This window comes from Fibrobacter sp. UWCM (genome assembly GCF_900129735.1).
GTDB lineage: Bacteria > Fibrobacterota > Fibrobacteria > Fibrobacterales > Fibrobacteraceae > Fibrobacter.
The window spans coordinates 1-26,444 of the sequence record NZ_FQWR01000017.1; the positions used below are offsets into that span (position 1 = coordinate 1).

22 protein-coding genes, 1 tRNA gene and 1 pseudogene are annotated in these 26,444 nt (G+C 55.2%); 23 read left to right on the top strand and 1 reads right to left on the bottom strand.

The genetic code is table 11. The annotated features are described in order from the left end of the window. The 16 genes and pseudogenes from tuf to BUB22_RS11190 form a co-directional block, all read left to right on the top strand. A pseudogene (tuf, locus tag BUB22_RS11115) lies at positions 1-135 on the top strand (elongation factor Tu); the annotation flags it as partial. Positions 136-147: 12 nt separating this feature from the next. Beyond that, positions 148-300 carry a 50S ribosomal protein L33 gene (gene rpmG / locus BUB22_RS11120; RefSeq protein WP_014545993.1) on the top strand — a complete coding sequence of 51 codons (153 nt, stop codon included), beginning with the start codon at positions 148-150 and terminating at the stop codon, positions 298-300. A 12-nt stretch (positions 301-312) separates the two neighbouring features. Beyond that, positions 313-385 (top strand) — tRNA-Trp (locus BUB22_RS11125). Between the two features lie 21 nt (positions 386-406). Continuing rightward, a complete protein-coding gene (secE, locus tag BUB22_RS11130; protein WP_072809610.1) occupies positions 407-595 on the top strand; it encodes a preprotein translocase subunit SecE in 189 nt (62 codons plus the stop codon). Between the two features lie 5 nt (positions 596-600). After that, entirely contained in the window at positions 601-1,143 is a 543-nt protein-coding gene (nusG, locus tag BUB22_RS11135; protein WP_072809608.1) for a transcription termination/antitermination protein NusG, read from the top strand. 30 nt (positions 1,144-1,173) lie between these two features. Continuing rightward, positions 1,174-1,599 (top strand): 50S ribosomal protein L11, encoded by a 426-nt coding sequence (rplK, locus tag BUB22_RS11140; protein ID WP_072809606.1) that lies wholly within the window; start codon positions 1,174-1,176, stop codon positions 1,597-1,599. A 40-nt stretch (positions 1,600-1,639) separates the two neighbouring features. Continuing rightward, a complete protein-coding gene (gene rplA, locus BUB22_RS11145) occupies positions 1,640-2,326 on the top strand; it encodes a 50S ribosomal protein L1 (protein ID WP_072809603.1) in 687 nt (228 codons plus the stop codon). Positions 2,327-2,334: 8 nt separating this feature from the next. After that, positions 2,335-2,880: a 50S ribosomal protein L10 gene (rplJ, locus tag BUB22_RS11150; protein WP_072809601.1), complete on the top strand. Its 546-nt coding sequence runs from the start codon at positions 2,335-2,337 to the stop codon at positions 2,878-2,880. 51 nt (positions 2,881-2,931) lie between these two features. After that, the gene (gene rplL, locus BUB22_RS11155; RefSeq protein WP_072809599.1) at positions 2,932-3,309 is read left to right on the top strand and encodes a 50S ribosomal protein L7/L12; all 378 of its coding nucleotides are present in this window, start codon (positions 2,932-2,934) and stop codon (positions 3,307-3,309) included. 106 nt (positions 3,310-3,415) lie between these two features. Then, positions 3,416-7,696: a DNA-directed RNA polymerase subunit beta gene (gene rpoB, locus BUB22_RS11160; protein ID WP_073115193.1), complete on the top strand. Its 4,281-nt coding sequence runs from the start codon at positions 3,416-3,418 to the stop codon at positions 7,694-7,696. A 1-nt stretch (position 7,697) separates the two neighbouring features. Beyond that, a complete protein-coding gene (gene rpoC / locus BUB22_RS11165) occupies positions 7,698-12,146 on the top strand; it encodes a DNA-directed RNA polymerase subunit beta' (RefSeq protein WP_073115194.1) in 4,449 nt (1,482 codons plus the stop codon). 69 nt (positions 12,147-12,215) lie between these two features. After that, on the top strand, positions 12,216-12,605 hold the full coding sequence (gene rpsL, locus BUB22_RS11170) for a 30S ribosomal protein S12 (protein WP_072809591.1): 390 nt from the start codon (positions 12,216-12,218) through the stop codon (positions 12,603-12,605). Between the two features lie 11 nt (positions 12,606-12,616). Further along, on the top strand, positions 12,617-13,093 hold the full coding sequence (gene rpsG / locus BUB22_RS11175) for a 30S ribosomal protein S7 (RefSeq protein ID WP_073115195.1): 477 nt from the start codon (positions 12,617-12,619) through the stop codon (positions 13,091-13,093). 285 nt (positions 13,094-13,378) lie between these two features. Continuing rightward, the gene (locus tag BUB22_RS11180; RefSeq protein WP_139258972.1) at positions 13,379-14,134 is read left to right on the top strand and encodes a hypothetical protein; all 756 of its coding nucleotides are present in this window, start codon (positions 13,379-13,381) and stop codon (positions 14,132-14,134) included. A gap of 18 nt (positions 14,135-14,152) precedes the next feature. Then, the gene (locus BUB22_RS11185) at positions 14,153-15,166 is read left to right on the top strand and encodes an FISUMP domain-containing protein (protein WP_073115197.1); all 1,014 of its coding nucleotides are present in this window, start codon (positions 14,153-14,155) and stop codon (positions 15,164-15,166) included. A gap of 77 nt (positions 15,167-15,243) precedes the next feature. After that, positions 15,244-16,050, top strand: coding sequence for a hypothetical protein (locus BUB22_RS11190; protein ID WP_072809582.1), 807 nt, complete (start codon positions 15,244-15,246; stop codon positions 16,048-16,050). A 5-nt stretch (positions 16,051-16,055) separates the two neighbouring features. Here the strand turns inward: BUB22_RS11190 and BUB22_RS11195 are convergent, their stop codons facing one another. Next, the gene (locus tag BUB22_RS11195) at positions 16,056-17,264 is read right to left on the bottom strand and encodes a glycoside hydrolase family 26 protein (RefSeq protein ID WP_073115199.1); all 1,209 of its coding nucleotides are present in this window, start codon (positions 17,262-17,264) and stop codon (positions 16,056-16,058) included. 237 nt (positions 17,265-17,501) lie between these two features. On the opposite strand from BUB22_RS11195, the gene BUB22_RS11200 reads away from it, so the two are divergent. The 7 genes from BUB22_RS11200 (at position 17,502) to BUB22_RS11230 (ending at position 26,404) form a co-directional block, all read left to right on the top strand. Then, a complete protein-coding gene (locus BUB22_RS11200; RefSeq protein ID WP_073115200.1) occupies positions 17,502-18,590 on the top strand; it encodes a hypothetical protein in 1,089 nt (362 codons plus the stop codon). 115 nt (positions 18,591-18,705) lie between these two features. Then, positions 18,706-20,118: a phosphopyruvate hydratase gene (gene eno / locus BUB22_RS11205; protein ID WP_073115201.1), complete on the top strand. Its 1,413-nt coding sequence runs from the start codon at positions 18,706-18,708 to the stop codon at positions 20,116-20,118. A 386-nt stretch (positions 20,119-20,504) separates the two neighbouring features. Next, entirely contained in the window at positions 20,505-22,331 is a 1,827-nt protein-coding gene (locus BUB22_RS11210) for an ABC transporter substrate-binding protein (protein WP_073115202.1), read from the top strand. Between the two features lie 42 nt (positions 22,332-22,373). Then, on the top strand, positions 22,374-23,741 hold the full coding sequence (locus tag BUB22_RS11215; RefSeq protein WP_254794729.1) for an ABC transporter permease subunit: 1,368 nt from the start codon (positions 22,374-22,376) through the stop codon (positions 23,739-23,741). A 2-nt stretch (positions 23,742-23,743) separates the two neighbouring features. Then, positions 23,744-24,589: an ABC transporter permease gene (locus BUB22_RS11220; RefSeq protein ID WP_073115204.1), complete on the top strand. Its 846-nt coding sequence runs from the start codon at positions 23,744-23,746 to the stop codon at positions 24,587-24,589. Positions 24,590-24,600: 11 nt separating this feature from the next. Then, positions 24,601-25,605 (top strand): ABC transporter ATP-binding protein, encoded by a 1,005-nt coding sequence (locus BUB22_RS11225; RefSeq protein ID WP_072809568.1) that lies wholly within the window; start codon positions 24,601-24,603, stop codon positions 25,603-25,605. Then, positions 25,595-26,404: an ABC transporter ATP-binding protein gene (locus BUB22_RS11230; RefSeq protein WP_072809566.1), complete on the top strand. Its 810-nt coding sequence runs from the start codon at positions 25,595-25,597 to the stop codon at positions 26,402-26,404. The genes BUB22_RS11225 and BUB22_RS11230 overlap by 11 nt, the downstream gene beginning before the upstream one ends. Positions 26,405-26,444: the final 40 nt, after the last annotated feature.

The window sequence follows — 26,444 nt, forward strand, 5'->3', positions numbered from 1 at the left end:
GTGACCCCGGGTGACACCGTCACGATCCACGTGAACCTCATCGCCCCGATCGCCATGGAAAAGCAGCTCCGCTTCGCTATCCGCGAAGGTGGCCGCACGGTTGGTGCCGGTTCCGTAACCGAAATCATCAAGTAATCAGGATTAAAAATGCCTAGAGAACTCATCGTGCTCGAATGCACAGAATGCAATCAGCGCAACTATGATTGCGACAAGAACAAGCGTCTTCACCCTTCCCGCGTGGAATACAAGAAGTACTGCCGCTTCTGCCGCAAGCATACTGTTCACAAGGAATCCAAGTAAGGAAATCCGCTTAGGTCGATAGCTCAATTGGTAGAGTCACGGTCTCCAAAACCGTTGGTTGGGGGTTCGAGTCCCTCTCGACCTGGGAATTTCCTCCGGAGTCATCATGCGTAAGATTCAGCAATATGTCAAAGAATGCATCCAGGAACTGAAGAAGGTCACTTGGCCTACTTGGGAAGAACTCAAGGGATCGACTCTCGTTGTCATGCTCTTCAGCGTCATTATGGGCTGCTATATTGCCGGTCTTGATGTCGTGTTTTCCGTAATCATCGACAAGATTATGGGTAGGGGTTAATCACTATGAAGAAGTGGTACGCTATCCATACCTTCTCCGGTCAGGAAAACAATATCAAGAAACACATCGAGCAGATGATTGAGCGCGAGGGCGTTCAAGACAAGTTCGGCCAGATTCTCGTCCCCACCCGTGAAGTCGTGAGCAACGTCCACGGGCGTCGTCGCGTTTCTAAGCAGAACCTGTTTCCTGCATACATCGTTATAGAAATGGAGCTGGACAAGCTCACCCAGCACCTGGTGTCGACCATCAATGGCGTCACCCATTTCGCCGGAATGACACGCGCTTCTCGTGTTCCTATTCCGCTTCAACAGAGCGAGGTCGATCGTCTTCTTGGAGTTGATCCTGAAATTTCTACAGAAGGCGAGATCCAAATCCCGTACAGCATTGGCGATAATGTCCGCATCAAGGAAGGTCCGTTCAAGGACTTTGTGGGCGTCGTAGACGAAATCATGGAAGACAAGACCAAGATCAAGGTCATGGTTACCGTCTTCGGTCGTTCTACGCCTGTCGAGCTTGCCTTTAACCAGGTCGAGTCCGCTACCGCTTAATGTTACGGTTTTTGCAACGGAGATAAAACAGTGGCAAAGAAAATCACAGGTTATATCAAGCTCCAGATTCCCGCAGGCGCTGCCAACCCGGCTCCTCCGGTGGGTCCTGCCCTCGGTCAGAAGGGCGTGAACATCATGGAGTTCTGCAAACAGTTTAACGCTAAGACCCAGAACGACAAGGGCATGATTGTCCCGGTCGTCATCACGGTCTATGCCGACAAGAGCTTTACCTTCATCACGAAGGTTTCGCCGGTTCCGGCCCTCATCAAGAAGGCCGTCGGTATCGAGAGTGGTTCTGGTGAACCCAACCGTAAGAAGGTTGGCAAGATCACCAAGGCCCAGATCCAGGAAATCGCCCAAAAGAAGATGCCGGATCTAAACACAATCGACCTCGAAGCCGCCATGCGCATGGTTGCGGGCACTGCTCGTTCCATGGGTATTGATGTGGTTGACTGAGGCAGGTAATTCACCGTTACGTATCTGACAGGAAAATTTCATGTTCAGAGGAAAAAAATACAAGAAGATTGCTGAATCTTTTGATCGTAATCAAGCCTACGATCTGAAGGCGGCAATCGAAATACTCAAAAAGTCCGAATTGAAGTTCGACCAGACGGTCGAAATCCACTTCAATCTCGGTGTGGACCCAAAACATTCCGACCAAGTGGTTCGTGGCACTGTCGTGCTTCCGCATGGTACCGGTCGTTCGGTCCGCGTTCTCGTTTTTTGCAAGGACAACAACCTTGAAGTTGCAAAGAACGCTGGCGCTGACTACGCGGGTGGTGCTGACTTGGTTCAGAAGATTCAGGAAGGCTGGCTGGACTTTGACGCCGTCGTTGCTACTCCCGACATGATGCCGGTGATTAGTAAGGTGGCCCGTGTCCTCGGTCCTCGCGGTATGATGCCGAGCCCCAAGGCTGGTACGGTGACCGTTAACGTCGCCCAGACCGTCAAGGAACTCAAGGCAGGTAAGATTTCTTACCGCGTCGACAAGGGCGCAAACGTCCATGCTCCTGTTGGCAAGCTCTCCTTCACTGTCGACCAGCTGGCTGAAAACGCCAAGTCTGTGATTGACTCTGTCGTGAAGAACAAGCCTCAAACTTCTAAGGGCACATACATCAAGAGCCTCACTCTGACGGCTACGATGGCCCCGGGCATCAAACTTGATATGGCACTGACGCGCTAGGAGATACCATGAAAGCTGTAGTTAAAAAACAACAGACCGTGGATTCGCTCGTCGAGTCCTTCAAGGGCGCAACCGCCGTCTATCTGCTCAATTACCAGGGTATCACTGTCGAAAAGGACAACGCCCTGCGCAAGGCTCTCGCTTCTAAGGGTGTCAAGTACCACGCTGTGAAGAATACTCTTCTCAAGCGCGTGCTCGCCGCTCTCAAGGTCGAAGGTCTCGACGAACTCCTGAACGGTGCAACATCCGTGATGGTCGGTTTCGAAGAAGATCCTCTTCTGCCTGCCCGCGAAATTGAAGCATTCCACAAAGCTAACCCTGATTTCTTGGTCGCCAAGAGCGTTTACCTCGACGGTAAGCCCATGCCTGGCTCCGAAGTCGTCAACCTCGCCAAGATCCCGGATCGCAAGGGCATGATCGCTCAGATCGTCGCCATCGCTCTCGGACCTGGTGGCAAGATTGCTGGCCAGATCAAGGCACTCCAGGAAAAGCTGGAAAAAGAATCGGGTTCCGAAGCCGCAGCCCCTGAAGCTGCCGCTGCACCGGAAGCTTAACAACAAACCACAAACCAAAAATTTTAAACGGAATAATCGGAGAAACACATCATGGCAACTGATATCAAGGCACTGGGCGATCAAATCGTTGGTCTTACCCTTCTCGAAGCCAAGGCTTTGGCTGACTACCTCAAGGAAACGCACGGCATCGAAGCCGCTGGTGGCGTCGTAATGGCTGCCCCGGCTGCTGGCGCTGCTGCCGCTGCTGAAGAAAAGACCGAATTCGACGTTATCCTCGCCGAAGTCGATCCGGCCAAGAAGATGGCTGTCCTCAAGGAAGTCCGCGCTATCACGGGTCTCGGCCTCGGTGAAGCCAAGAAGGTCGTCGAAACGGCCAACAGCGTCATCAAGGAAGCTGCCCCGAAGGCTGACGCCGAAGCCCTCAAGAAGAAACTCGAAGAACTCGGAGCAAAGGTTACTCTCAAGTAATGCTCACAGTTCTTTGAACTGCTCTTACCAATCGCCTGCACGCGAGTGCGGGCTTTTGGTGTTTTTTGCTTAATCAGGATCTTCTTCACCGGATGAGGTATTTCAAATGACAACGGAGCGAAAGAGTTATTCCTCCAACAAGTTCCAGCTGGAACTGCCGTACTTGATCGAAGTTCAGAAGGCTTCGTACGAGCAATTTTTACAGGCCGATATCCCGCAGGAAAGGCGCCTGGACGCTGGCCTGCAGCGCGTATTCAAGGACATCTTCCCGATTACCGATCCTAACGGGCTCTTCTCCCTCGAATACGAAAAGTATTACTTCGGAATACCGAAATACAGCATCCCCGAGTGCCGCGAACGTGGGCTTACCTACAGCATGGAGCTCTACGCGACTCTCGCCCTTCGCGTTTTCGAGAAGGACGGTGAAGACACCAAGCTCAAGGAAGAAGTCAAGAACGATGTCTTGATTTGCGAACTTCCTATCATGACCGAGAACGGCACGTTCATCGTGAACGGTGCCGAACGCGTTGTCGTGTCGCAGCTGCACCGCTCTCCCGGTGTGAGCTTCGACGAAGAACTCCAGCCCAACGGCCGTTCTGACTACAAGAGCCGCATCATTCCGCATCGCGGCGCCTGGGTCGAGTTCAATATCGAAAACGATGTCCTGTACCTCGTCATTGACCGCAAGAAGAAGATTGCGGCTACCGCCATGCTCCGTAGCATCGGCTTCGAGACCACGCAGGATATCCTGAACCTCTTCTACAAGAAGTCCGAAGAAGTCAACATCGCCGAAGAATCCGAAAAGTTCAACGACGATGGCGTCTGCGTCCTTATCGACCGCGTTATCTTCAAGGATGTTATCGACGAATCTACCGGTGAAGTTATCGTCGATGCCAATACCGTCATTGACGACAAGAAGCTCGAACGTCTCCGCGAAAGCAGCGTGAAGACGATTACGCTCCTTTCCAAGGAAGAAGAAAACCTCCTCATCCACAACACGCTCGCGAACGACAAGACGAAGACTCGCGAAGAGGCTCTCCGCCTTATCTACTCCGTGACGCACCAGCAGCAGGACGATTCCCCGAACATGACCGTTGCTGAAGACTTCTTCAACAACCTGTTCCTGGATGACCCCCGCAAGTACGACCTGGGCGAAGTTGGCCGTTACCGCCTGAACGCCAAGGTGTACACGCCGAAGATTATTGCCCTCCTGAAGGAAATCGGCGAACAGTTCAACATGGAAAAGGAACTCGCCCTTCCGGAACTGACCCGCACGACGATGAGCAAGGCGGACTTCCTTGCCGTTATCGAGTACATGGTCGGCCTCTACGACGGCGAAGACGGCTACGCCAAGGACGATATCGACCACTTGGGCAACCGCCGTACCCGCTCTGTTGGCGAACTCCTCGCTAACCAGATTTCTGTGGGCCTTTCCCGCATGTCTCGCGTCATCCGCGAGAATCTCTCCATCCACAATGACGACGAACAGACCACTCCGCGCGACCTCGTGAATACCCGCACGGTTTCTTCTGTCGTGAACGCGTTCTTCGGTTCCAGCCAGCTCTCGCAGTTCATGGACCAGATGAACCCGCTTTCCGAACTCACGCACAAGCGTCGTCTTTCCGCTCTCGGTCCCGGTGGCCTTTCCCGCGAACGCGCAGGCTTCGAGGTCCGTGACGTTCACTACACGCACTACGGCCGCCTCTGCCCGATCGAGACCCCTGAAGGACCGAACATCGGTCTTATCAACTCGCTCGCATCTTACGCCATCGTGAACCACTTCGGCTTCATCGAGACGCCGTACCGCATCGTGGGCCTTATCAACTTCAAGGATGCCCAGGGTGGCATCGTGAAGTTCCCCGAATCCAAGTGGCATTTCGGCATCTTCAAGGCCTTCGTGCACGACCCGCACTACTTCCTTACCGAGCAGGAACTTTCCAGCAAGGAAAAGGATTCCATCCGCATGAACCTTGACAACCGCCAGCGCGACCTGTTCGACATGTTCGTGGGCAAGGTGTTCGAGGTCAAGTACGCCGATGGCTCCAAGCACTATTTCAAGAACGGCTTCGAACAGTTCGATTTCAGCGGCAAGGCCGACTATGTGCAGGCCAGCGACGCTATCGACCAGGTCGTTTCTGACTTTATCACGTTCCTCACCGCCGACGAAGAAGACGCCTTCAAGGTGGCTCCGGCTTCTACCGAGCTCACCGACGACAACCGTTTCAAGGAAGAATACGTCATCGTCCGCGACAAGAGCGAATACCCGCATGTTCTCCGTCAGGACAGCATCGAAATCGGCGACGAGGATGTCGAACGCATCGATCTCATGGACGTTGCACCGATGCAGATTGTGTCTGTGGCTGCTGGCCTCATCCCGTTCCTCGAACACGATGACGCCAACCGCGCGTTGATGGGTTCTAACATGCAGCGCCAGGCAGTGCCTCTGCTCCGCGCCGAAGCCCCCGTGGTGGGTACCGGCCTCGAACGCCGCGCCGCCCTCGACTCGGGTACGGTCGTGCGTGCCAAGCACGATGGCCTCGTGACGTTTGTCGACGCCCGCAACATTACGGTGAAGCGCGGCAACATGGTGAACGGCAACTTCGAGCCTCTCACCGGTCTCGGCGAAAACTACGAATTCCTCGGCAAGGATCCTATCGACGAGTACGTGCTCCGCAAGTTCGAGCGCTCTAACCAGGATTCCTGCGTGAACCAGAAGCCTATCGTGAACGTGGGCGACTTCGTCAAGGCTGGCGACGTGCTTGCCGACGGCGTGTCTACCGACCACGGCGAACTGGCCCTGGGTAAGAACATCCTTATCGGGTTCCTCCCGTGGAACGGCTACAACTACGAAGACGCCGTTATCATTTCCGAAGAACTCGCCATCAAGGACACGTTCACCTCCATCCATATCGAAGTCTACGAAATCGACGTGCGTGAAACCAAGCGCGGTCCGGAAGAACTGACCCGCGAAATTCCGAACGTCGGTGAAGACGCGCTCCGCAACCTCGACGAGAACGGCGTTATCCGCGTCGGTGCCGAAGTCGGCCCGGACGATATCCTCGTCGGCAAGGTCACCCCGAAGGGCGAAACCGAACTTTCTCCGGAAGAACGCCTGCTCCGCGCCATCTTCGGCGAGAAGGCCGGCGACGTGCGCGACTCTTCCCTCAAGGCTCCTCCGGGAATGAAGGGCGTCGTGCTCGAAACCCGTATCTTCAGCAAGAAGGACAAGAGCGACAAGAAGAGCAAGGAAAAGGACCAGGAACAGATCGAGTCCATCCGCGTTACCTTCCAGAGCCAGATCGACAAGATCAAGGAATCCTGCCGCGAACACTTGTTCGAACTCCTCGGTGGCAAGGCTGCCGGCAAGGTGATGGACAACGAAACGCACGAACTCCTTATCCGCGAAGGCCAGACCTACACCGAACAGAACCTTGCCGCTATCGACGTGACCAAGGTTTCCCCGATGTCCACCTTCGTCGTTGGCGATGACGAACTCCAGGAAAGGGTTCTCTCGCTCGTGCTCGTTGCACGCGACAACCTCGATACCCTTACCCGCACCATGGAAAAGGAAATCGACAAGGTCACGAAGGGCGACGAACTCAAGCCGAACGTTCTCAAGAACGTGAAGGTCTACATCGCGAAGAAGCGCTGCCTCTCCATCGGTGACAAGATGGCAGGTCGTCACGGTAACAAGGGCGTTGTGTCCAAGATTGTTCCGGTCGAAGACATGCCGTTCACCGAAGACGGTCGTCCGCTCCAGATTCTTCTGAACCCGATGGGCGTGCCTTCCCGTATGAACATCGGTCAGGTGCTTGAAGTTCACCTGGGCTGGGCTGCAAAGACCCTCGGTTTCAAGGTTTCTACGCCGGTGTTTGACGGCGCCAAGTTCGAGGACATCTGCAAGGAACTCGAGAAGGCCTACCAGAAGAACCCGATCGTGAACTACGAGATGGACCCGGAACACGACAAGATTATCGGTAAGGCCAAGCTCTATGACGGCCGTACCGGCGAAGCATTCCTGAACCCGGTCACCATCGGCTACATGTACTACCTCAAGCTCGGTCACTTGGTGGACGACAAGATCCACGCCCGTTCTATCGGTAGCTACGCCCTCGTGACGCAGCAGCCGCTCGGTGGTAAGAGCCAGTTCGGTGGCCAGCGCTTCGGTGAAATGGAAGTGTGGGCCATGGAAGCCTACGGTGCCGCTTACACGCTGCAGGAACTCCTCACCGTCAAGTCCGACGATGTGCAGGGCCGTTCCATGGTGTACGACGCCATTGTCCATGGCAAGAACACCCCGAAGCCGGGTATCCCCGAATCCTTCAACGTTATGATTCGCGAAGTTCATTCTTTGGGTCTTGACATCGAGACCATTGGAGATAAGTAATATGTCCGAAGAAATGATGGAAGTACAAGACAACGCCGGCGATATTTCGATTCATCTCGCCGCACCGGACCTTATCCGTTACTGGTCTTACGGCGAAGTTACGAAGCCGGAAACGATCAACTATCGTACGTACAAGCCGGAACGTGATGGTCTTTTCTGCGAAAAGATCTTCGGACCTGTCAAGAACTGGGAATGCAACTGCGGTAAGTTCAAGCGCGCCCGCTACAAGGGCGTGATCTGCGACCGTTGCGGCGTCGAAGTGACTCACTCCCGCGTCCGTCGTGAACGTATGGGCCACATCGAACTCGCCATTCCTCTCGCACACACCTGGTTCGTCCGTAACCAGCCGTGCGTGATTGGCGCCCTCCTCGGCCTCAACACCAAGGATCTCGAACAGGTTATCTACTACGAACGCTATGTCGTTATCGACAAGGGCGACGCCGAACTCGAAGAGAACCAGCTCATCGACGAAACGACTTACCAGGACCTCGTCGCCGAAGGCCGTAAGTTCGACGCCCGCATGGGTGCCTCCGCCATCAAGCTGTTGCTCGACCGTCTCGACCTCACCGAACTTTCCAAGAGGCTCCGCGACCAGGCCCGTAGCAACTCCAGGACCAAGGTGGACGAAGCCATCAAGCATCTCAAGATTGTTGATGCCTTCCGCAAGTCCCAGATGGAAAGCTTCCGCAACTACTACAACAACCCGAAGGGCAGTGCCGACCGCGATACGGGCAAGGCTTGGCTCAAGGGTCTCGCCGAAGCGGTTGCCGAATTCAAGGCCGATTACGAATCCAAGCACGATGACTTCGTCCTTGCCGATGCCTACGAGGCTTTCCGCGCCGAATACCCGAACGAAGCCCGCCTTCTCGCGAACCAGCCTTCCTGGATGATTCTCGACGTGCTTCCGGTGATTCCGCCCGACCTGCGCCCGCTCGTTCCGCTCGAAGGCGGCCGCTTTGCGACCTCCGACCTGAACGAACTCTACCGCCGTGTCATCAACCGCAACAACCGCTTGAAGAAGTTGATCGACATCCGTGCCCCTAACGTTATTCTCTGCAACGAAAAGCGCATGCTGCAAGAGGCAGTGGACCAGCTGTTCGACAGCGGTCGCCGCAGTGCCCGTGCAGGTGGCGCACGCCCGATGAAGAGCCTCGCTGAGCTCCTGAAGGGCAAGCAGGGTCGCTTCCGTATGAACCTCCTCGGTAAGCGTGTGGACTACTCCGGCCGTTCCGTCATTGTGGTGGGCCCGGAACTCCAGATGCACCAGTGCGGTCTCCCGAAGCGCATGGCCCTCGAACTTTACAAGCCGTTCATCATCCAGCGCCTGGAAGAAGACGGCATCGTCTATACCCTCAAGTCCGCGAAGAAGTACGTCGACGCCGAACGCCCCGAAGTGTGGGACATCCTCGAAGAGATTATCGAGGACCACCCGGTGATGCTGAACCGCGCCCCGACGCTTCACCGCTTGGGTATCCAGGCGTTCTACCCGAAGCTTATCGAAGGTAACGCCATCCGCCTCCACCCGCTCGTCTGTACCGCATTCAACGCGGACTTCGACGGTGACCAGATGGCCGTGCACCTCCCGCTTTCTTTCGAAACCCAGCTCGAATGCCGCGTGCTCATGCTGTCCTCGAACAACATCCTGCACCCCGCTTCCGGCCAGCCGATTGCCGTGCCGGGCCAGGACATCGTGCTTGGGCTCTACTACCTGACCAAGCCGCGTCCGGGCCGCAAGGGCGAAGGCATGCATTTCTTCGATGCTGCCGAAGCCATCCGCGCCTACGAGAACGAGGTTGTCGACCTGAACGCTACCGTGTACTTGAAGCTCCCCGCGGGCCGCAAGATCTACATGGGCGCCCTCGAGAAGGATTGCGTGTGCGTCCGCGAAATCGCTGACGACAACGGCAATATCGAGGAAAACGTCAAGGCCGGCGAAAAGGTCAAGTTCCTTACCCTCAAGGAACCGAACGTTATCAAGACGACCATCGGTCGCATCATCTTCAACGAGTTCGTTCCGAACGAACTCGGCTACGCGAACGAAACCTTCGGCAAGAAGGTCATCGCGAAGTCCATCGACGACCTGTACCGCCGTACCGGCAACCGCGTGACTGTCGAATACCTCGACAACCTCAAGGCCAACGGTTACAAGTGGGCAACCCGCGCCGGATCCTCCGTGGCTATCGCCGAAATGGTGATTCCGGAAGAGAAGCAGGCCATGCTCGATGCCGCCACCCAGAAGGTGAACGAAATCCGCAGCCTCTACGAGGACGGCGTGATTACCGACGGTGAACGCTACAACCAGATTATTGACGTGTGGTCCAAGACCACTAGCGACGTTGCTGCCAAGCAGTGGGATTTGCTTTCCCACGACCGCGACGGCTTCAACCCGGTGTACATGATGGCTGACTCTGGTGCTCGTGGTAGCCGCCAGCAGATTATGCAGCTGTCCGGTATGCGCGGCCTGATGCAGAAGCCTATCAAGCAGCTCGGCGGTCAGGAAGTTATCGAGAACCCGATTAAGTCCTGCTTCCGTGAAGGCCTTAACGTGATGGAATACTTCATCTCGTCTCACGGTGCCCGTAAGGGTCTTGCCGATACCGCCCTTAAGACGGCTGACGCTGGTTACCTTACCCGTCGTCTCGTGGACGTGGGCCAGGACCTCGTCGTGACCGAAGCTGACTGCGGTACCACCAACGGCATCGAAGTTTCCGCCTTCAAGGACGGCGACGATACCGTGATCCCGCTGGAAGAACGCTTGCTCGGTCGCGCCCCCGTCGAAGATATCAAGCACCCGGTTACGGGCGAAGTGATCGTGAAGGCTGGCGAACTCGTCACCGAACGTGACCTCCCGAAGATTTCCGCAACCGGTCTCGAACACATCAAGATGCGTTCCGTGCTCACTTGCGATTCCCGCACCGGCGTGTGCTCCAAGTGCTACGGCCGTATGCTGGCGTCCGGTCGCCCCGTCGACCTCGGCGAAGCGGTCGGCGTGCTTGCTGCCCAGTCCATCGGTGAACCGGGTACGCAGCTTACCCTCCGTACCTTCCACATCGGTGGTGCTTCTTCTCGCTTGACTGTCGAGAACAACAAGAAGGCTATCGTGGACGGCCGCGTGGAACTCGAACAGCTCGTTACTGTCGAACACGAGGGCCAGAAGGTCGTTACGAGCCGTATGGCGGAACTCGTCATTTACGACACAACAGGTATTAACAAGGGTCGTTACCAGATCCCGTACGGCGCAATCATGTTCGTCGAGAACAACGCCCAGGTCAAGAAGGACCAGGTGATGTTCGAATGGGATCCGTACAACAGCCCGATCATCACCAACGTGGCCGGTAAGGTGAAGCTTGTCGACCTCGTTGAAAACAAGACATTCCGCGTAGAACGCGACGAGAACACCGACGTCGAAACGTGGGTCGTGATTAGCGAAAAGCACGGTGGCAGCGCAAAGCAGCTCCGTCCGGCTATCACCGTCCTCGACGCTTCCGGCAACAAGGTCGGTAACTCCATGCTTCCGGATGGCGCCATCCTTACGGTTAAGGACGGCGACATGGTGGCTGTCGGTTCTACGGTTGCGAAACTCCCGCGTGCCGCAGGTAAGACCCGCGACATTACCGGTGGTCTTCCGCGCGTGGCCGAACTCTTCGAAGCCCGCAAGCCGAAGAACACTGCGGTACTTGCCCCGATTGACGGTCTCGTCTCTATGGGTAACGAAGTTCGCAACAACCAGGAAGTTATCATCAAGAGCGATACCGAGGAAAGGAAAGTGCTGGTTCCCCGCGGTGTCCACTTGGCTGTTAACGAGGGTGACCGCGTCCGCGCTGGCCAGAAGATTAGCGAAGGTAGCGCCGATCCGCACGACATCCTCGATATCCTCGGTCCTGAAGAAGTGCAGCGTCACTTGGTGAACGAAATCCAGGCGGTTTACCGTCTGCAGGGTGTGGCTATCGCAGATAAGCACATCGAATGTATCGTCCGCCAGATGATGCGCAAGGTCCGCATTACCGCTTCCGGTGATTCCGACCTGCTTCCGGGCGAGGAAATTTCCAAGGCTCGTCTCCGCGCCGAAAACGACCGTTTGCGCGCGCTGGGCAAGCAGCCTGCAGAATACACGCCGATGCTCCTGGGTATCACGAAGGCTTCCCTCGCGACAGACAGCTTCATCTCTGCCTGCTCGTTCCAGGAAACCACCAAGATCCTTACCCGCGCTTCTATCGAAGGGCAGGTTGACCCGCTCCTGGGCCTCAAGGAGAACGTGATCATGGGCCGTCTCATTCCGTGCGGTACCGGTGCCCGCCACCTGAGGAACGTCCAGGTGATCGATGCCGATGCCGAAATGGAAGAACGCCGGCGTTTGCAGAACGTACAGGCCGAATACAGTTCCTCCGATACCGGAATCCAGATGCAGGATTTCGATATGGGATCCTCTGACGAAGAAGATGTGGACTAATTTTGGCCATGTACTTGAAAACTTTGGAAAAAAAACTATATTTGCACTCCAAAATCTAGGAGATTAATAGTGCCTACTATTCAACAGCTCGTCCGCAACGGACGTGAACAGATCAGCAACAAGACCGCTTCCGTGGCCTTGAAGTCCTGCCCGCAGAAGCGTGGCGTTTGCACCCGTGTCTACACCAGCACTCCGAAGAAGCCGAACTCTGCTCTTCGTAAGATTGCCCGTGTGCGTCTTTCCAACAAGATGGAAGTTACGGCTTACATCCCCGGCGAAGGACACAACCTCCAGGAACACTCCATCGTGCTCATCCGCGGTGGCCGTGTGAAGGATGTTCCGGGTGTTCGTTACCACATCATCCGTGGCGCCCTGGATACCCAGGCCGTTAACGGTCGCCAGAACGGTCGTTCCAAGTATGGTGTTAAGAAGAAAGGCGCCGCTCCGGCAAAGAAGTAAGGAAGTAGAATATGTCTAGAAGAAGAAAGGCTCTCCATCGCTCCATCCTCCCGGATCCGCGTTTCAAGTCCACTCTCGTGACCGAACTCGTCGGTGTCGTGCTCAAGCAGGGCAAGAAGACCATCGCCGAACAGATCGTTTACACCGCCCTCGATGAACTCGACAAGAAGCTCGAAGGCAAGGAAACCGCTCTCGAGAAGTTCGAACTCTGCCTCGAAAACATCAAGCCGCGCGTCGAAGTCAAGTCCCGCCGCGTCGGTGGTGCGAACTACCAGGTTCCTATGGAAGTCGCTCCGGACCGCGCCAAGGCTCTCGCCCTCCGCTGGCTCCTCGATGCCGCCCGCAACCGCAACGAACCCAACATGGCCGACCGCCTTGCTGCCGAACTCGTTGCTGCCAAGAACGGTGAAGGCAACGCTGTCCGCAAGAAGAACGATACGCACAAGATGGCCGAAGCCAACAAGGCTTTCGCCCACTTCCGTTTCTAATTCTTGCCTTAGCACAGAATATCCTAGAGGAAGGCTCCGCTTCAAAGCGGAGCTTTTCTGTATTGCAATACCCGTCGTCAGTATTGTCATCCCCGGCTTGACCGGGGATCTCCTTTTATAATGTTTGCTACGATGACGGCCTTGCACGCTCACACAATCACTTGATTATCACTTATTGTGCCGCTTGTCCCTGTGTTTTTTCCTGTTGTCAGCGGGTTGGGTGGGGGTTGTCCTTTCCCAGGAAAAATGAATTACATTTAGGACGTCACCTAAAGGGAAAGGATAGTGAGATTTCGTTTATACATAGTCGTCTGCGCCTTGTTGCTGGCCTTGCCGGCGGCGGCCGAGATTATGCCGGACACAAACCTTGTCGAGGGGCAGTTCGGACACAATCCCGAATTGGCTACCCGCAGGCCGGAACCTGTCCTTGATACGGCAGTCATCGACGGCAAGGAAGTTGAAATCCGCAAGTACGCTTTCAAAGCGTCGCGTGAAGCGTTCCTGAATATGGACACGTCTTCCAGGGCGTCCCTGTTGTGGTATTGGAATGCGGAAGGGGTTGCGAGATACCCTATAGAGACCGTTGTTGACTTTTATAGATGCTGGTCATCGGCTGATTCTGACCCGGAATGCCGCATCGAGTTCCTTGATGCTGGCGATAAGCCTATAATGGCGAGCGATGTCGGGGACTCCTACGTCAAGGATGGGATGCCTAGGGACTTGTCAAGAGACCAGTGGAGGGGCTGGATAAACATGCAACTGGGGGATCAGATAAATTCTGTGAAGTCAATCCACATGTATAAGGACGAGAAAATGGATTTGCTTTGGGGATTGTATGGCGGCATTATGGGTGGGGCCTTCACGGCTCTAGCGGTGATGATTGCCGAATTCCCGATTGCGTATGTGATGGACAAGCCGTACGACTGGAAGGACGTGGGCTGGATAACGCTTGCAGGGTTTGTCGGGTTTACGAGCTATAGTGTAATCTACATAGCCGTAACGAGGGATACCAAGCGACTGGATGTCACGATCAAGTTCTAATTTGTTATATTGGGGAGTATGAAAAGTTTATCTGTAATTCTCGGTTGCGCCTGCTGTGCGTTCTTGCTTGCCTGTAGCGATGACGGCTCCACGACCGCCGTCCTGGACAATCCCTACGCGGACGATGCGTATTCTTCAAGCGAGGCGCTTCCGGACACTTCGGGTTCCGGGCGTTCTTCATCAAGCTCGTCGCTTTCCTCGTCATGTTCTGCACGGGATTTTTCGAGCGGTGTCGAGCGTTCCTCCTCCAGCGAGAAGGTTCAGTCCTCTTCCGGCGAAAAGCCGGGTGTTTCCTCGAGCAGCGTCGCTTCTTCCGAATCGAAACCGCAGGCTTCCAGCAGTTCCAGCGCTCCTGCGGAACGGCCCGAAAGTTCCTCCAGTTCCGTGGATGCAGGCGATTCCACCCTCACGTACGAGCGTGAATGCGGGTCGCTGGTGGATGCCCGCGACGGCAAGTCGTACTGCACGGTAAAAATCGGGACGCAGACCTGGATGGGGGAGAACCTGAATTACGATGCTCCCGGGTCCGCGTGCATCAGGGACAGTCTCGCCAATTGCGAAAAGTTCGGGCGGCTGTACACGTATGCCCAGGCGATGGGCCGCGCCGAGAATGAATGTGGCCCGGGCTGGATGTGCAAGGGGAACTTCCCGCTGTCGCCGGGGATATGCCCGGAAGGCTGGACTGTCCCGACCCAGAAGGACTGGCTGACGCTGGAGGCCTACGTCGACAAGCACAATGGAAGCGAACCCGTGTATATAAGCCTGATGGCGAAACCCGAAGACAGCAAGCGTGACGATATCACCATAGGGTCTGACCTTTCCGGATTCCGCATTCTTGTGTCGGGCATCTACGACCCGACGGTGGAGTCGTTCTCCGATAGCACTGTCGGGTTCTGGTCGTCTACCGAGGAGAGCGTGAACCACGCCTATCGTTTCGGCTTTGACCTGTACAACTTCGATATATTTGACCTGCAGCTCCCGGCATGGAAGAAGGCGTACCGCTACGTGCGCTGCATCCGGAGCAAGGAATAGGGCGCATTTTTTGCATTAAGCCTGCGAAATACAGACTAAAATGGTGCTACTTTACTTGTATTGCATTAGGAGGATTTATGGGAAACGTTTTTAAGAATTGCATCTTGGCGGCTTGTGTTGTTGCGGCGGGCGCTTCGGCCGAAGGACTTTATCTGGAGGGCTCCTTGGGCATTGCCAAGGCGGACTATGTTGAGCAGGAACGCCCCCGCAGGTTGCAGCAGGCCGATGACCATGTGGGGGAATGCCTCGGCATTGAGGGTTGCGAGGATACGGGGCCCAGCGGGGAATATGCGCCACGCGACAAGGTGGAGTACGTGGGCTATGGCCCCGTGCTTGACCTGAAGGTAGGCTATGGTTGGGAAAAACTGGCCGTATTTGGCGTCATTCAGGGGACTTACACCGAAGGGTTCCATAATTTTGACTGTTATGTGGTGAAGGAGCCCGTGGAATACACTGGCGACGATGACGGCTATGCATTCCACAATCATTGGGTCGAGCATGAGGAGTATATTCGTTACAGTGAACTCCATTCCCTTTCAACGCGACTGTTCCTTGGTGGCGGCTTTACGTTCTACCCCTTTGCTAAAAAGGAATCGCCCCTGACGGGATTCCATGCCGGCGCGTCGTTCGGCTTCTCCATTATCGAAACCCAGGTAGATGAGGAAAAGAACGCCGTAAGGGACCGTAATCACGGTGCTATGGAAATTTCAACGTTGACCCAGAGCATCGTATTCGATGTCGGTCACACGTGGGCCTTTAACGAAAGGTGGAACATGGGTGTCGCCTTGACCGCCGCGTTTGAAAATCCGGTCGAATCGGAAAAGGAATACAGCATGTTCAACCTCCACACCATCTGGGCGGGGTTGCGGTTCGTGAGGAAGTAATTCCCTTATCGCTGTACGTTTAGCCTGTAGATGCTGCGCGTGCCCGCCTCGGGAACGTCCAGCGTGTGTTTGCCCGGGGTGAACTTTTGCATTGCGCTCTGCCACAAAATACGGCCCTGGTAGTCAAATTGCACGACGCTCGCGGTCATGGCTCGGTCAACCTGCAAAAGCAACTTGCCGCCCTGCTGCCTAAACGAGAACTTGTCTGTAATCCCGCCGGTGCGTATGGCGGTAGTGCTGCTGGACGAATTGACCGAACTTGACGATTCGATAACCGCTTCGCTGCTCGAAGATTCGGGCGCCATCGCCTTCATCTTCGCGATGCCCGCCTTCCATGCGTCAACGGCGGCCTGCGAAGTGTTGAGCGCCCAGTCGCCCTCGTTCGCTTCTTTGCTCTGGCTGAACCACATCACCGCGAAAACGCGCGAGAAGTCCGTGGCAAAATGCTCGAACATGTCGGTAATCCATTCGGCCTTGTTTCCGCCCCTCTCGGAGCTCGAAATCTCGGCGATAAAGAGCGGCTTGTTGATGTTCGCGAGCGCGTTGTACGCCTTCTTGAATACCTGCGAGAACGTCTGCCAGCTGGACCAGCTCTGGCACGTGCCCCAGTTGTAGCCGTCGATGGAGATGTAGTCCACGTACTCGTCGCCGGGATAGTTGCCCGTGAGCGTGGTGCCGCTGCCCTGGTTCGAGGCGTTGGTGGTCCATACCCACTTGACGTTCGTGACGCCTTCTTCCTTGAAGATTTTCACGATGTGGCGGAAAGCTTCGGCGACGTTCGCGTCGGTATTGCCGGCGCCTGATTTTCCTACCCCCCAGTCATACCAGTCTCCATTTGCTTCATGGAGCGGTCTGAGCCAGATTTCGTCGCCGAAGCCCTTGACGCCCTTTGCATATTCACGGATGTAGTTGTCGGCCTTGCCGTTCACCAGTTCCTGCGCGTTGTAGCCGTTCGCCATCCAGGTCACCACCAGCGTGGAACCGTTGTTCTTGGCGACGTTCGCGTACTGCGCGGTCGCATTCCAGTCGTTGATATCGAAGAGTGCGAAGTAGCTGATGAGGTCGAGGTGCGTGCCCTGCAAATCCTGGAACGCCTGCACGTTCTGCTGTGTGGGCTGCGGGTATTGCCCGGGACCGCCGACCCATGCGCCGACCTGGAATGCCATTGCCGCTACGGGTGCGAGAACCATCGAGAATAGGAACTTCTTGTTCATAAATGCCTCCGGCGGGCTTCCGTCCGCAAAATGTTCCCATACGCCCTAAAAATAGATTGTGCAGCCAGCGCGGACTATTTTCTAAAACGGATATTTGTGCCAAAGTGTATCTAGTGTTTTAGAACATCCTGGAGTTCCCCGATACTGCCGCAAATTCACATTGTCCGAATAAGATTCTCCAAATAGGAACTCCTTCTTTATTTTTTTCTAGTTTGTTTGACAATCAGGGATTGCTGTATGAAAATTTTGAAATTGTTTTGGTTGTCGGTTTTATTGATGGCGATGTTCCTTGGCGGGTGCTCGCAGTCCAATGAAGATGAAGTGCGAAAGGCGAAACGCTTTGAGGCGTTAAAAGGACTGCCGTTGGACACGGTCCTTACGCGTGCGTATAAATTCTACGAGCAGTTCCGGGCGACGGGTGATACGCTGCTGCGCGATTCCATGAACGATTACAGAAATCACTTCTTTGCGAGGTGGAAACTTTCTACGGATTCTATCTGTGCTACGGTTCCGGCCGATGATTCGTTGGCGGCCGATTTGCTGGCCATCTACAAGGCTGTATTGGAGTTTGAAGTTAAACGTAAGTATCGTGATATTCTTGACAGGGAAAAGCGAGAAATGCAACGGAAAGAAGCATCGGAGAGGAATGATAGCATGCCAAATAGGGGGGCGATGGATTGGATGAAGAATCTTATGCAGGTTATGGATGATAGTGTAAAAAGCAAGGAACTATTCAAAAGGGTTTACGAAGGACTTGATCCGGACACAATACGAGCCCTTCGAAATCGACAAGATAGTGCCGAGCGTGCTGAAATTAATGGTATTCTGTTCGAAGATGCTTTGGCGGGCGTGAAAAAGGATTCAAATAATGTATTTAGTCATGCTTATTTTGTCCAGACACTGAAGGTGTTGTATGTTGATACTGTAGCCACAGATATGAAAACTTGGCATAAGATAATTCCGTTCGGTATAGAGCGAAGCGAAATGAAAGAAGCGAAATCTGCCTGCATGGAAAAAACTCCGATAGGCCAACAGGTTCTTGTTCTAAACAAGGAATATGAATCGTTATTGAACAATTTTATGAAAACGAAAGCCCGTGAGGACCGCCTTTTTTTGCTACGAGAGATTCCCGTTTTGCCGCATTTTGGGGATGACGATTTTTCTTTTTACTCAATCCCGACCATATTGACTGCGGTGTTTAATAAAAACCATGATATGGTAAGTTTAAATGTGAATGACGGCATCGATAGCGGAAGCTTTTACTACTTGTCCAAGCGTTCGGGAAAATGGGAAGTCGTAAGGCGCCGTGACGGTTGGATGTCGTAGAAGAAAAAACGGGCCTTTTTTGCCCACATTTTCTTAACCATCGACTGCAAACCATTAACCAGTTTTTCTATATTATTCCCCGTTAAATTTTCACACTAAACCAAAAGGCTAAAAAATGGCTTCTAAAATCAAATCCGTTGTTGCCCGCCAGATCCTCGACTCTCGCGGCAATCCCACTCTCGAAGTTGATGTTACCCTCGAAAACGGCGTGAAGGGTCACGCTGCTGTCCCGAGCGGTGCTTCTACCGGCGAACGCGAAGCTTGCGAACTCCGCGACGGCGACAAGAAGACCTACTGCGGCAAGGGCACGCTCACTGCAGTGAAGAACGTGAACACCAAGATCGCGAAGAAGATCATCGGCATGGACCCGGCCAAGCAGACCGAAGTCGACGACGCCATGATCGCTCTCGACGGCAACCGCATGCTCAAGAACACCCTCGGTGCAAACGCTATCCTCGGCGTTTCCATGGCTGTTTGCTGCGCCGCTGCTAACGACGCCAAGATGCCTCTCTACCAGTACATCGCCAAGCTCCATGGCACCAAGAAGCTCACGCTCCCGTGCCCGATGTGCAACGTGATCAACGGCGGTGCTCACTCTTCCGCTCCGATCGACTTCCAGGAATTCATGATCGCCCCGGTTGGCGCCAAGACGTTCTCCAAGGGCCTCCAGATGGTCACCGAAATCTTCCACGCCCTCAAGGCTGTGCTGAAGAAGGGTGGCTTCGACACGACCGTCGGTGACGAAGGTGGCTTCGCTCCTGGCGTCAGCATCAAGCCGGCCAAGAACAAGTTCGGTTACGAAATCACTGGCGTGATGACCCTCGAAAAGGCTCTCGACGCCCTCAAGGCTGCAACCACCAATGCCGGTTACAAGTTCGGCACTGACATCAAGATCGCTCTTGACGTTGCTTCCTCTGAATTCTGCGACAAGAACACCAAGGATGGCAAGCCGGAAACCTACACCTTCAAGAAGAGCACCAAGAAGACTGTCAAGTCTGCCGACATGGTGAAGCTCTACGAAAAGCTCATCGACAAGTACTCCATCTTCTCCATTGAAGACGGTCTCGACGAAGCTGACTGGGCTGGCTGGAAGGTCATGACCGACAAGCTCGGTGGCAAGATCAACCTCGTGGGTGACGACCTGTTCGTTACCAACCCGACCATCTTCGACGAAGGCATCAAGGCCGGTATCGCTAACGCCATCCTCATCAAGGTGAACCAGGTGGGTTCTGTGTCCGAAACTCTCGCCGCTATCAAGCGCGCTCAGAACGAAGGCTATGCTCCGATCGTTTCTCACCGCTCTGGCGAAACCGAAGATACCTTCATCGCTGACCTCGCCGTCGGTACTGCCGCTGGCCAGATCAAGACTGGTTCTCTCTCCCGTACGGACCGCGTTTGCAAGTACAACCGCCTCCTCCGCATCGAAGAAGAACTCGGCAAGGCTGCTGTCTATGCCGGTGACCCGCGCAAGGCTTGCAAGGCCCCTGCTAAGGCTTGCAAGAAGTGCGGCTGCAAGAAGGCCAAGTAATTTCTTAAACCATTAGAATTACTGAAAGAGGCGTCCCTATCAGGGGCGCTTCTTTTGTATGTAATGCGCTTGCGGGTGGCAATCGCGCGTTTACTTTGTTTGAAATCTTTTGTCGAGAAACCTGTAGCGGGTTTACGGCCTACCGGATGTTCTTGTGGCAAGAAAGCGGCCTTTTCTCTGGTTTGTAAATTCCTGTAAACATTCGTGTTGTTAAAGAATTGTGGATAGCCTGTGCGGTGGTTCTAACTTGTGCCCTGGACCGGCCCCTGTGTCGCCTTGTAAACGTAATTTTTAGGTCGGGGAGGCAACAAACAATACGTTTAAATCTATATTAGAATCCGAATTTCATCAAAAGTCGTAAATAGGCTTACAATAAGAGGATACACATGATCGGAATTAAATCGATTGTCAAGACTGTGGCCGTTGTTTCGGCAGCAGGTGCCCTTTTCGGGTGTGATAGCAGCAGCGAGCAGCAGGCCGCCGAAGGCGCCCTGCCCCGTCAGCAGACGCTTTACTTGTCTGGCCAGCAGTGGGGTGCCCCCGCTACGTTCAACCCGCTCGCCGAAAGCTGGATGGCTGCATGGCCGGTGGGTGGCCGCTTCAACCTGGTGTACGAACCGCTCGTCACCTACAACACCCTGAACGGTCAGATCGAAGCCCTTCTTGGCACGCTGGTTCCGGAACTTTCCAACAACGACAGCATCGTGGTCGACCTGAACCCCGCCGCCAAGTGGAGCGACGGCAAGCAGGTGAACTCCAACGACGTGAAGTTCATCTTCACGAACGGTTCCATCAACACCACCGAACAGATTTCCGCAATCCATGTGGATACCCTCAAGGCCGAACCGGCAGCGGCGGACGCTCCCGTTGCTGAACGCATTTCCTTCATCGTTGCCAAGGACAAGCGCAACAACCCGCTTTCCGTGATGGACCTCCTCCAGGCCATCCGCATCGTGCCGGCTCACGTGTTTGAACCGCTCGTTGCCGAAAAGGGTCTCGACGAAGTGAAGAAGCTCATGATGGACAAGAACCCGGTCGTTTCTGGCCCGTACACCATCAAGGACTACTCCGCGAACAAGATTATCCTCGAACGTCGTGACGACTACTGGGGCAACGCCGCTCTCCACGAGGGCAAGCTCCCGGCTCCGAAGTTCATCGTCCACCCGATTTACAAGAGCAACGAGCACAACACCATCGCTCTCCGCAAGGGTGAACTCGATGCTTCCATGTCCTTCATTCCGCGTATCGGCGACCTCAAGAGCGCCGGCGTGCACACCTGGTTGAACGATGCTCCGTTCTTCACTCCGGGCGCTATGCCGATGCTCATGATCAACACCATGAAGGAACCCCTCAACGACAAGCGCTTCCGTCGTGCCCTCGCTACGGCTATCGACTACAACGCTATCCGTCAGTTCGCCCTTTCCGGTTACACCTCTCAGCTGCAGCCGGGCCTCATCATGCCGACGAACCTCGAAGGCAAGTACATCAACGCTGAAGACCAGAAGGTCGGCGTGAAGCTCGACATTGTTGACGAAGCCGAACGTCTCAACACCGTGAAGGCCATGCTCTCCGAAGCCGGCTACAAGTCCGTGTTCAAGGACGACGGTTCTCTCGACCACATGGAAAACGCCAAGGGCGAAAAGATACCGACCCTCTTCATTACCTCTCCGGCCGGCTGGACCGACTGGGAATCCATCGTGAACATCGCTGTCGAAGGCATGCGCAAGGCCGGTATCGACGTTCGTGAAGGCTTCGTGGATGGCGGTCAGTACTGGCCTGCCATGGGCACCGGCAACTTCGACCTCATCATGCACAAGCCGACTGCAGACGTGTCTCCGTCTCTCCCGTGGAGCCGCTTCAACGAAGTCATGTCTAGCCGCGACTGGCAGAAGCTCGGCGACTGGGCCGGCACCAACATCGGCCGTTACAACCAGCCGGGCACCAAGGAATTCCGCCCCGAAGTGGACAAGCTCCTCGCCGAAATCCCGCTCATGACTGACGAAGCCAAGAAGGCTGAAGCCTACCGCGAACTCAACAAGATCTTCATGGAAGACCAGCCGGCGATTCCGCTCGCTTACCTCCCGGAACAGTACTACGAGTTCAGCGACAAGGTCTGGACCAACTGGCCCTCTGCAGAAAACGCCTACGCCCCGGCCCAGCTGCCGTGGATCGCTTCTGGCACGAAGGTCCTCTGGAACCTGAAGCTCAAGTAATTCAAAGGAATAAAAGGACTATAAATGCTTAAACAGTATCCTATGCTACGCTATGTCCTGCAGAAGGCGTTCTGGTACCTTCTGACGTTTGTCGTAGCGGTTGCAATCAACTTCACCCTGCCGCGCATGGGTGAAAACAACCCCGTCGATATCATCATGGGTAAGGCCGCCCAGGGGCTCTCTCCGGAGCAGGCCAAGCTCAAGAAGGAAACCTTGCTCAAGGCATTCGGCATGGCCGAACTTGACGATCAAGGCAACGTTGTCTATGAACCTGAGGTCGACGAGAACGGCCAGGTCAAGACAGTGAAGGTCCCCAAGCTCGATGAAAGTGGCAAGCCCGTGTTCAGGGTGGTCAAGGACGTCGATGCCGAGGGCAACCCGGTCATGGTCGAACGCCAGAAGGTTGACGAACAGGGCAATCCGGTTTTCGAAGAGAAGCCGGTTCTCGACGCGAAGGGCAAGCCCGTGATGGAGAAGGACCCGAAGACCAAGAAGAAGGTCGCGAAGGTCGAGACTGTCGCCGTCATGGAGCAGGTCCAGGCCGAGCATCAGGATACGGTCATGGTTGATCAGGTCGTTCTCAAGACCGACCCGAAACTCGCCTCGGGCATTTCCCAGTTCTTTGTGTATATCAAGAACGTCTTTAAGGGTGACCTCGGCCTTTCTTACAGCCAGTACCCGAAGCCGGTTACCGATATTATCAAGGAATCCCTCCCGTGGACCCTCGCTATCCAGGCCCCGACCATTATCCTCGGCTGGATTGTCGGTAACCTCCTCGGTGCCTTCGCTGCATACAAGCGCGGCATCTTCGACAAGGTGTTCTTCCCGTGCGCCATGTTCCTCAACGGCGTGCCGTTCTTCGTGTTCGGTATGCTCCTGGTGGCGCTCTTCTCCATTACGCTCGGCTGGTTCCCGGCCATGGGCGCCTACAGCCCGGATATTCCGGAACTTACCTTCACCTGGAGCAACATCAAGAGCGTCGGGTACTACTACGTGCTCCCGTTCTTCTCTGTGTTCCCGATTCTTCTTTCGGGCCAGGCGACCGGTATGCGTTCCATGTCCATCTACGAACTCGGTACCGACTACATGAAGTACGCGAAGTGGCTGGGCCTCCGTGAAGGCAAGATTATCAGCTACGTGTTCCGTAACGCCATGCTCCCGCAGCTCACTGGCCTTGCCCAGAGCCTCGGTGCGATGGTGGGTGGCGCCCTCATTACCGAAATGATCTTCTCTTACCCCGGCCTCGGTATGGCGATGCTCACCGCCATCCAGCAGAACGACTACGCCACGATTCAGGGCTGCACGCTCATGATTTCGACCTGCGTGCTCGTCGCTAACTTCGCGGTTGACGTTTTGATTGCAATCTTTGACCCGCGCGTCAAGGCCGGTCTCCAGATGGGAGGTAAGTAATCATGTTGAAACTCTTAAGAAACCTTCTCAAGTCCCCGATGTTTGTCATCGGTATCTCGATCTTCGTGCTCACGCTTTTGATTGCGCTCTTTGGACCTCTCTTCTATCACGTTGACATCAACGCTCGCGACATGATGGCTGGCCCCTACGCCGGTTCCAGCGCAGACCACCTGCTCGGTACCGACCACCTCGGCCGTGACTACGTGTCGCTCCTGATTGCGGGTCTCCGCTCCTCGCTCTATGTGGGCCTGGTTGCCGGTGTCATCGCTACGACTATTGGTGTGCTTGTCGGCCTGTTCGGCGGTTTCCGTGGCGGCTGGATTGACGAAGTCCTGAACATGCTCACGAACATCTTTATCGTGATTCCGCAGTTCGTGATTCTCGTGCTCATCAGCTCTGCCGTGAAGGATGGCCGTTCGCTCACGCTGATTGGCCTTATCATCGGCCTTACCGCCTGGAGCTGGTCTGCCCGTGCCGTGCGTGCGCAGGCATCCTCCCTGCGTAGCCGCGACCACATTGCGCTCGCCCGCATCAACGGTGCATCGACGCTCACCATCGTGCTGAAGCATGTGCTCCCGTACCTGCTTTCGTACGTGTTCATGGTGTTCATCATGCAGGTGTCCTCGGGTATCCTTTCCGAAGCCTCCATCTCCATGATTGGCCTCGGTCCTCTGGATTCCACTTCCCTCGGTATCATCTTGAACCAGGCGAAGGACAACGGTGCGCTTTCCGGCGGTATCTGGATTGCGTTCCTCCCGGCGACCATCATTATTACTCTCACGGTTTTCGCGCTCTACCTCATCAATACTTCGATGGAAGGCGTGTTTAACCCCAGGCTCCGCAAGTAAGAGGTAACGAAATGGCAGAAAATGTTTTTGAAGTAGATAACCTCAGCCTGTATTACTTGGGCCGCTTCGGCGATAAGACCCATGCTGTGACGAACGTGAGCTTCTCCATGAAGCAGGGCGAAATCCTCGGCATCGCGGGCGAATCCGGATGCGGTAAGTCGACTCTCGTGTCTGGCCTTATGGGCATGTGCATCCCGCCGCTTTACCCCGAAGGCAAGAGCGACGTGCGCGTGTGGAACGGCACCAAGATGGAATCGCTCATGAACCGCAAGGTGGAAGACGTTCGTGCGAACGTCTTGGCCCAGAAGGTCTCGATGATTCCGCAGGGTGCGTTCAACGCCCTGAACCCGGTCCGCAAGATTAAGGACATCGCCGCCGACGTGATTGCCGCTCACCAGCAGCCCGGCAAGAAGCTCGACCACAAGGAAATTTACGACCGCCTCTGTGAACGTTTCGACCTGTTCGGAATGGACACGAAGCGCGTGCTCGATTCTTACCCCATCCAGCTGACCGCCGGTGAACGCCAGCGTTCCGTTATCGGTATTTCCACCCTGCTCAACCCGCAGATGGTGATTGCCGACGAACCGACTTCCGCCCTGGACGTTTCGACCCAGAAGGAAGTGATCAAGATGATTTTCGATCTTCTTGACAAGGGCATCTTCAGCACGATGATCTTCATTACCCACGAACTCCCGCTCCTGTACCACGTTGCAGACAACATTGCAATCATGTACGCCGGCGAATTCGTGGAAAAGGGCACTGCGGAACAGGTCGTGAAGGACCCGCGCCATCCGTACACGCAGGCACTCATGGGCGCCATGCTCAGTACCGAGGCAAGCCAGCGTGGCCGCCACCCGGTGGCTATTGAAGGCGCTCCCCCGAGCCTCAAGAACAAGATTGAGGGTTGCCGCTTCGCTCCGCGTTGCAGCAAGGCCAAGGACTGCCCGTTTAAGAAGAACACTCAGAATCTCCGCGTTGTCGGCGATCGTGACGTGAGGTGCGATTATGCTAAGTGATAAGCCCGTTGTTTTCTCTGCCAAGCGCATCAGCAAGGACTTTGGTGCGGGCAAGAGCCTGAAGACCGCTGTGAAGGATGTTTCCTTTGATATCTATGACGAGGAATTCATCTCCATCGTGGGTGGTTCGGGCTGCGGCAAGTCCGTGCTCGCAAAGATCATGCTCGGCCTCTACAAGCCGACGCGTGGCCAGTTCCTTTACCGCGACAAGCCCATCAAGAACCTGAGGGACCACTGGAACGAAGTCCAGTCCGTGTTCCAGGACCCGTTCGGATGCTTCAACCAGTTCTTTACTATCCGTAGCCAGCTGGAAGACGCCCTGAACATCTTGAAGGACAAACCCTCCAAGGACGAAATCCGCCGCCGTGTGGACGAAGGCCTGATGGCCGTGAACGTGATGCCTGCCGACATCGAAGGCAAGTACCCGTTCGAGCTTTCCGGTGGCCAGATGCAGCGTATGCTTTTGGCCCGTATCTTCGCGCTCCGCCCGAAGGTGCTGATTGCCGACGAAGCTACCTCCATGGTGGACGCCTGCGTGCGTGCAAACATCCTCGATTACCTCCGCAAGTTGAAAGACGAGCTGAAGATGACCGTGGTGTTCGTGACCCACGATATCGGCCTTGCGAACTACGTTAGCGACCGTATCTTCATCATGCACGACGGCAAGATCGTGAACCAGGGTACTCCGGCAGAAGTGCTCGACAACACGACCGAACCGCACACGCTCCGCCTGCTCGACGATATCCCGGAAGTCCACAAGACCGAATGGATCAAGAACAGCCACCGTTCTAAGAAGTAATAGACGGATGTCATCCTCGCGAAAGCGAGGATCTTGGAAA

What these genes read in the sequence shown, in the direction of transcription:
- rplL (WP_072809599.1), top strand. Translation starts at nt 2,932, where the DNA reads ATGGCAACTGATATCAAGGCACTGGGCGATCAAATCGTTGGTCTTACC.
- BUB22_RS11210 (WP_073115202.1), top strand. Translation starts at nt 20,505, where the DNA reads ATGATCGGAATTAAATCGATTGTCAAGACTGTGGCCGTTGTTTCGGCA.
- rplA (WP_072809603.1), top strand. Translation starts at nt 1,640, where the DNA reads ATGTTCAGAGGAAAAAAATACAAGAAGATTGCTGAATCTTTTGATCGT.
- rplJ (WP_072809601.1), top strand. Translation starts at nt 2,335, where the DNA reads ATGAAAGCTGTAGTTAAAAAACAACAGACCGTGGATTCGCTCGTCGAG.
- eno (WP_073115201.1), top strand. Translation starts at nt 18,706, where the DNA reads ATGGCTTCTAAAATCAAATCCGTTGTTGCCCGCCAGATCCTCGACTCT.
- BUB22_RS11215 (WP_254794729.1), top strand. Translation starts at nt 22,374, where the DNA reads ATGCTACGCTATGTCCTGCAGAAGGCGTTCTGGTACCTTCTGACGTTT.
- BUB22_RS11185 (WP_073115197.1), top strand. Translation starts at nt 14,153, where the DNA reads ATGAAAAGTTTATCTGTAATTCTCGGTTGCGCCTGCTGTGCGTTCTTG.
- nusG (WP_072809608.1), top strand. Translation starts at nt 601, where the DNA reads ATGAAGAAGTGGTACGCTATCCATACCTTCTCCGGTCAGGAAAACAAT.
- BUB22_RS11190 (WP_072809582.1), top strand. Translation starts at nt 15,244, where the DNA reads ATGGGAAACGTTTTTAAGAATTGCATCTTGGCGGCTTGTGTTGTTGCG.
- rpoC (WP_073115194.1), top strand. Translation starts at nt 7,698, where the DNA reads ATGTCCGAAGAAATGATGGAAGTACAAGACAACGCCGGCGATATTTCG.
- secE (WP_072809610.1), top strand. Translation starts at nt 407, where the DNA reads ATGCGTAAGATTCAGCAATATGTCAAAGAATGCATCCAGGAACTGAAG.
- BUB22_RS11200 (WP_073115200.1), top strand. Translation starts at nt 17,502, where the DNA reads ATGAAAATTTTGAAATTGTTTTGGTTGTCGGTTTTATTGATGGCGATG.
- BUB22_RS11225 (WP_072809568.1), top strand. Translation starts at nt 24,601, where the DNA reads ATGGCAGAAAATGTTTTTGAAGTAGATAACCTCAGCCTGTATTACTTG.
- BUB22_RS11220 (WP_073115204.1), top strand. Translation starts at nt 23,744, where the DNA reads ATGTTGAAACTCTTAAGAAACCTTCTCAAGTCCCCGATGTTTGTCATC.
- BUB22_RS11195 (WP_073115199.1), bottom strand. Translation starts at nt 17,264, where the DNA reads ATGAACAAGAAGTTCCTATTCTCGATGGTTCTCGCACCCGTAGCGGCA.
- rpmG (WP_014545993.1), top strand. Translation starts at nt 148, where the DNA reads ATGCCTAGAGAACTCATCGTGCTCGAATGCACAGAATGCAATCAGCGC.
- rpsG (WP_073115195.1), top strand. Translation starts at nt 12,617, where the DNA reads ATGTCTAGAAGAAGAAAGGCTCTCCATCGCTCCATCCTCCCGGATCCG.
- BUB22_RS11230 (WP_072809566.1), top strand. Translation starts at nt 25,595, where the DNA reads ATGCTAAGTGATAAGCCCGTTGTTTTCTCTGCCAAGCGCATCAGCAAG.
- rpoB (WP_073115193.1), top strand. Translation starts at nt 3,416, where the DNA reads ATGACAACGGAGCGAAAGAGTTATTCCTCCAACAAGTTCCAGCTGGAA.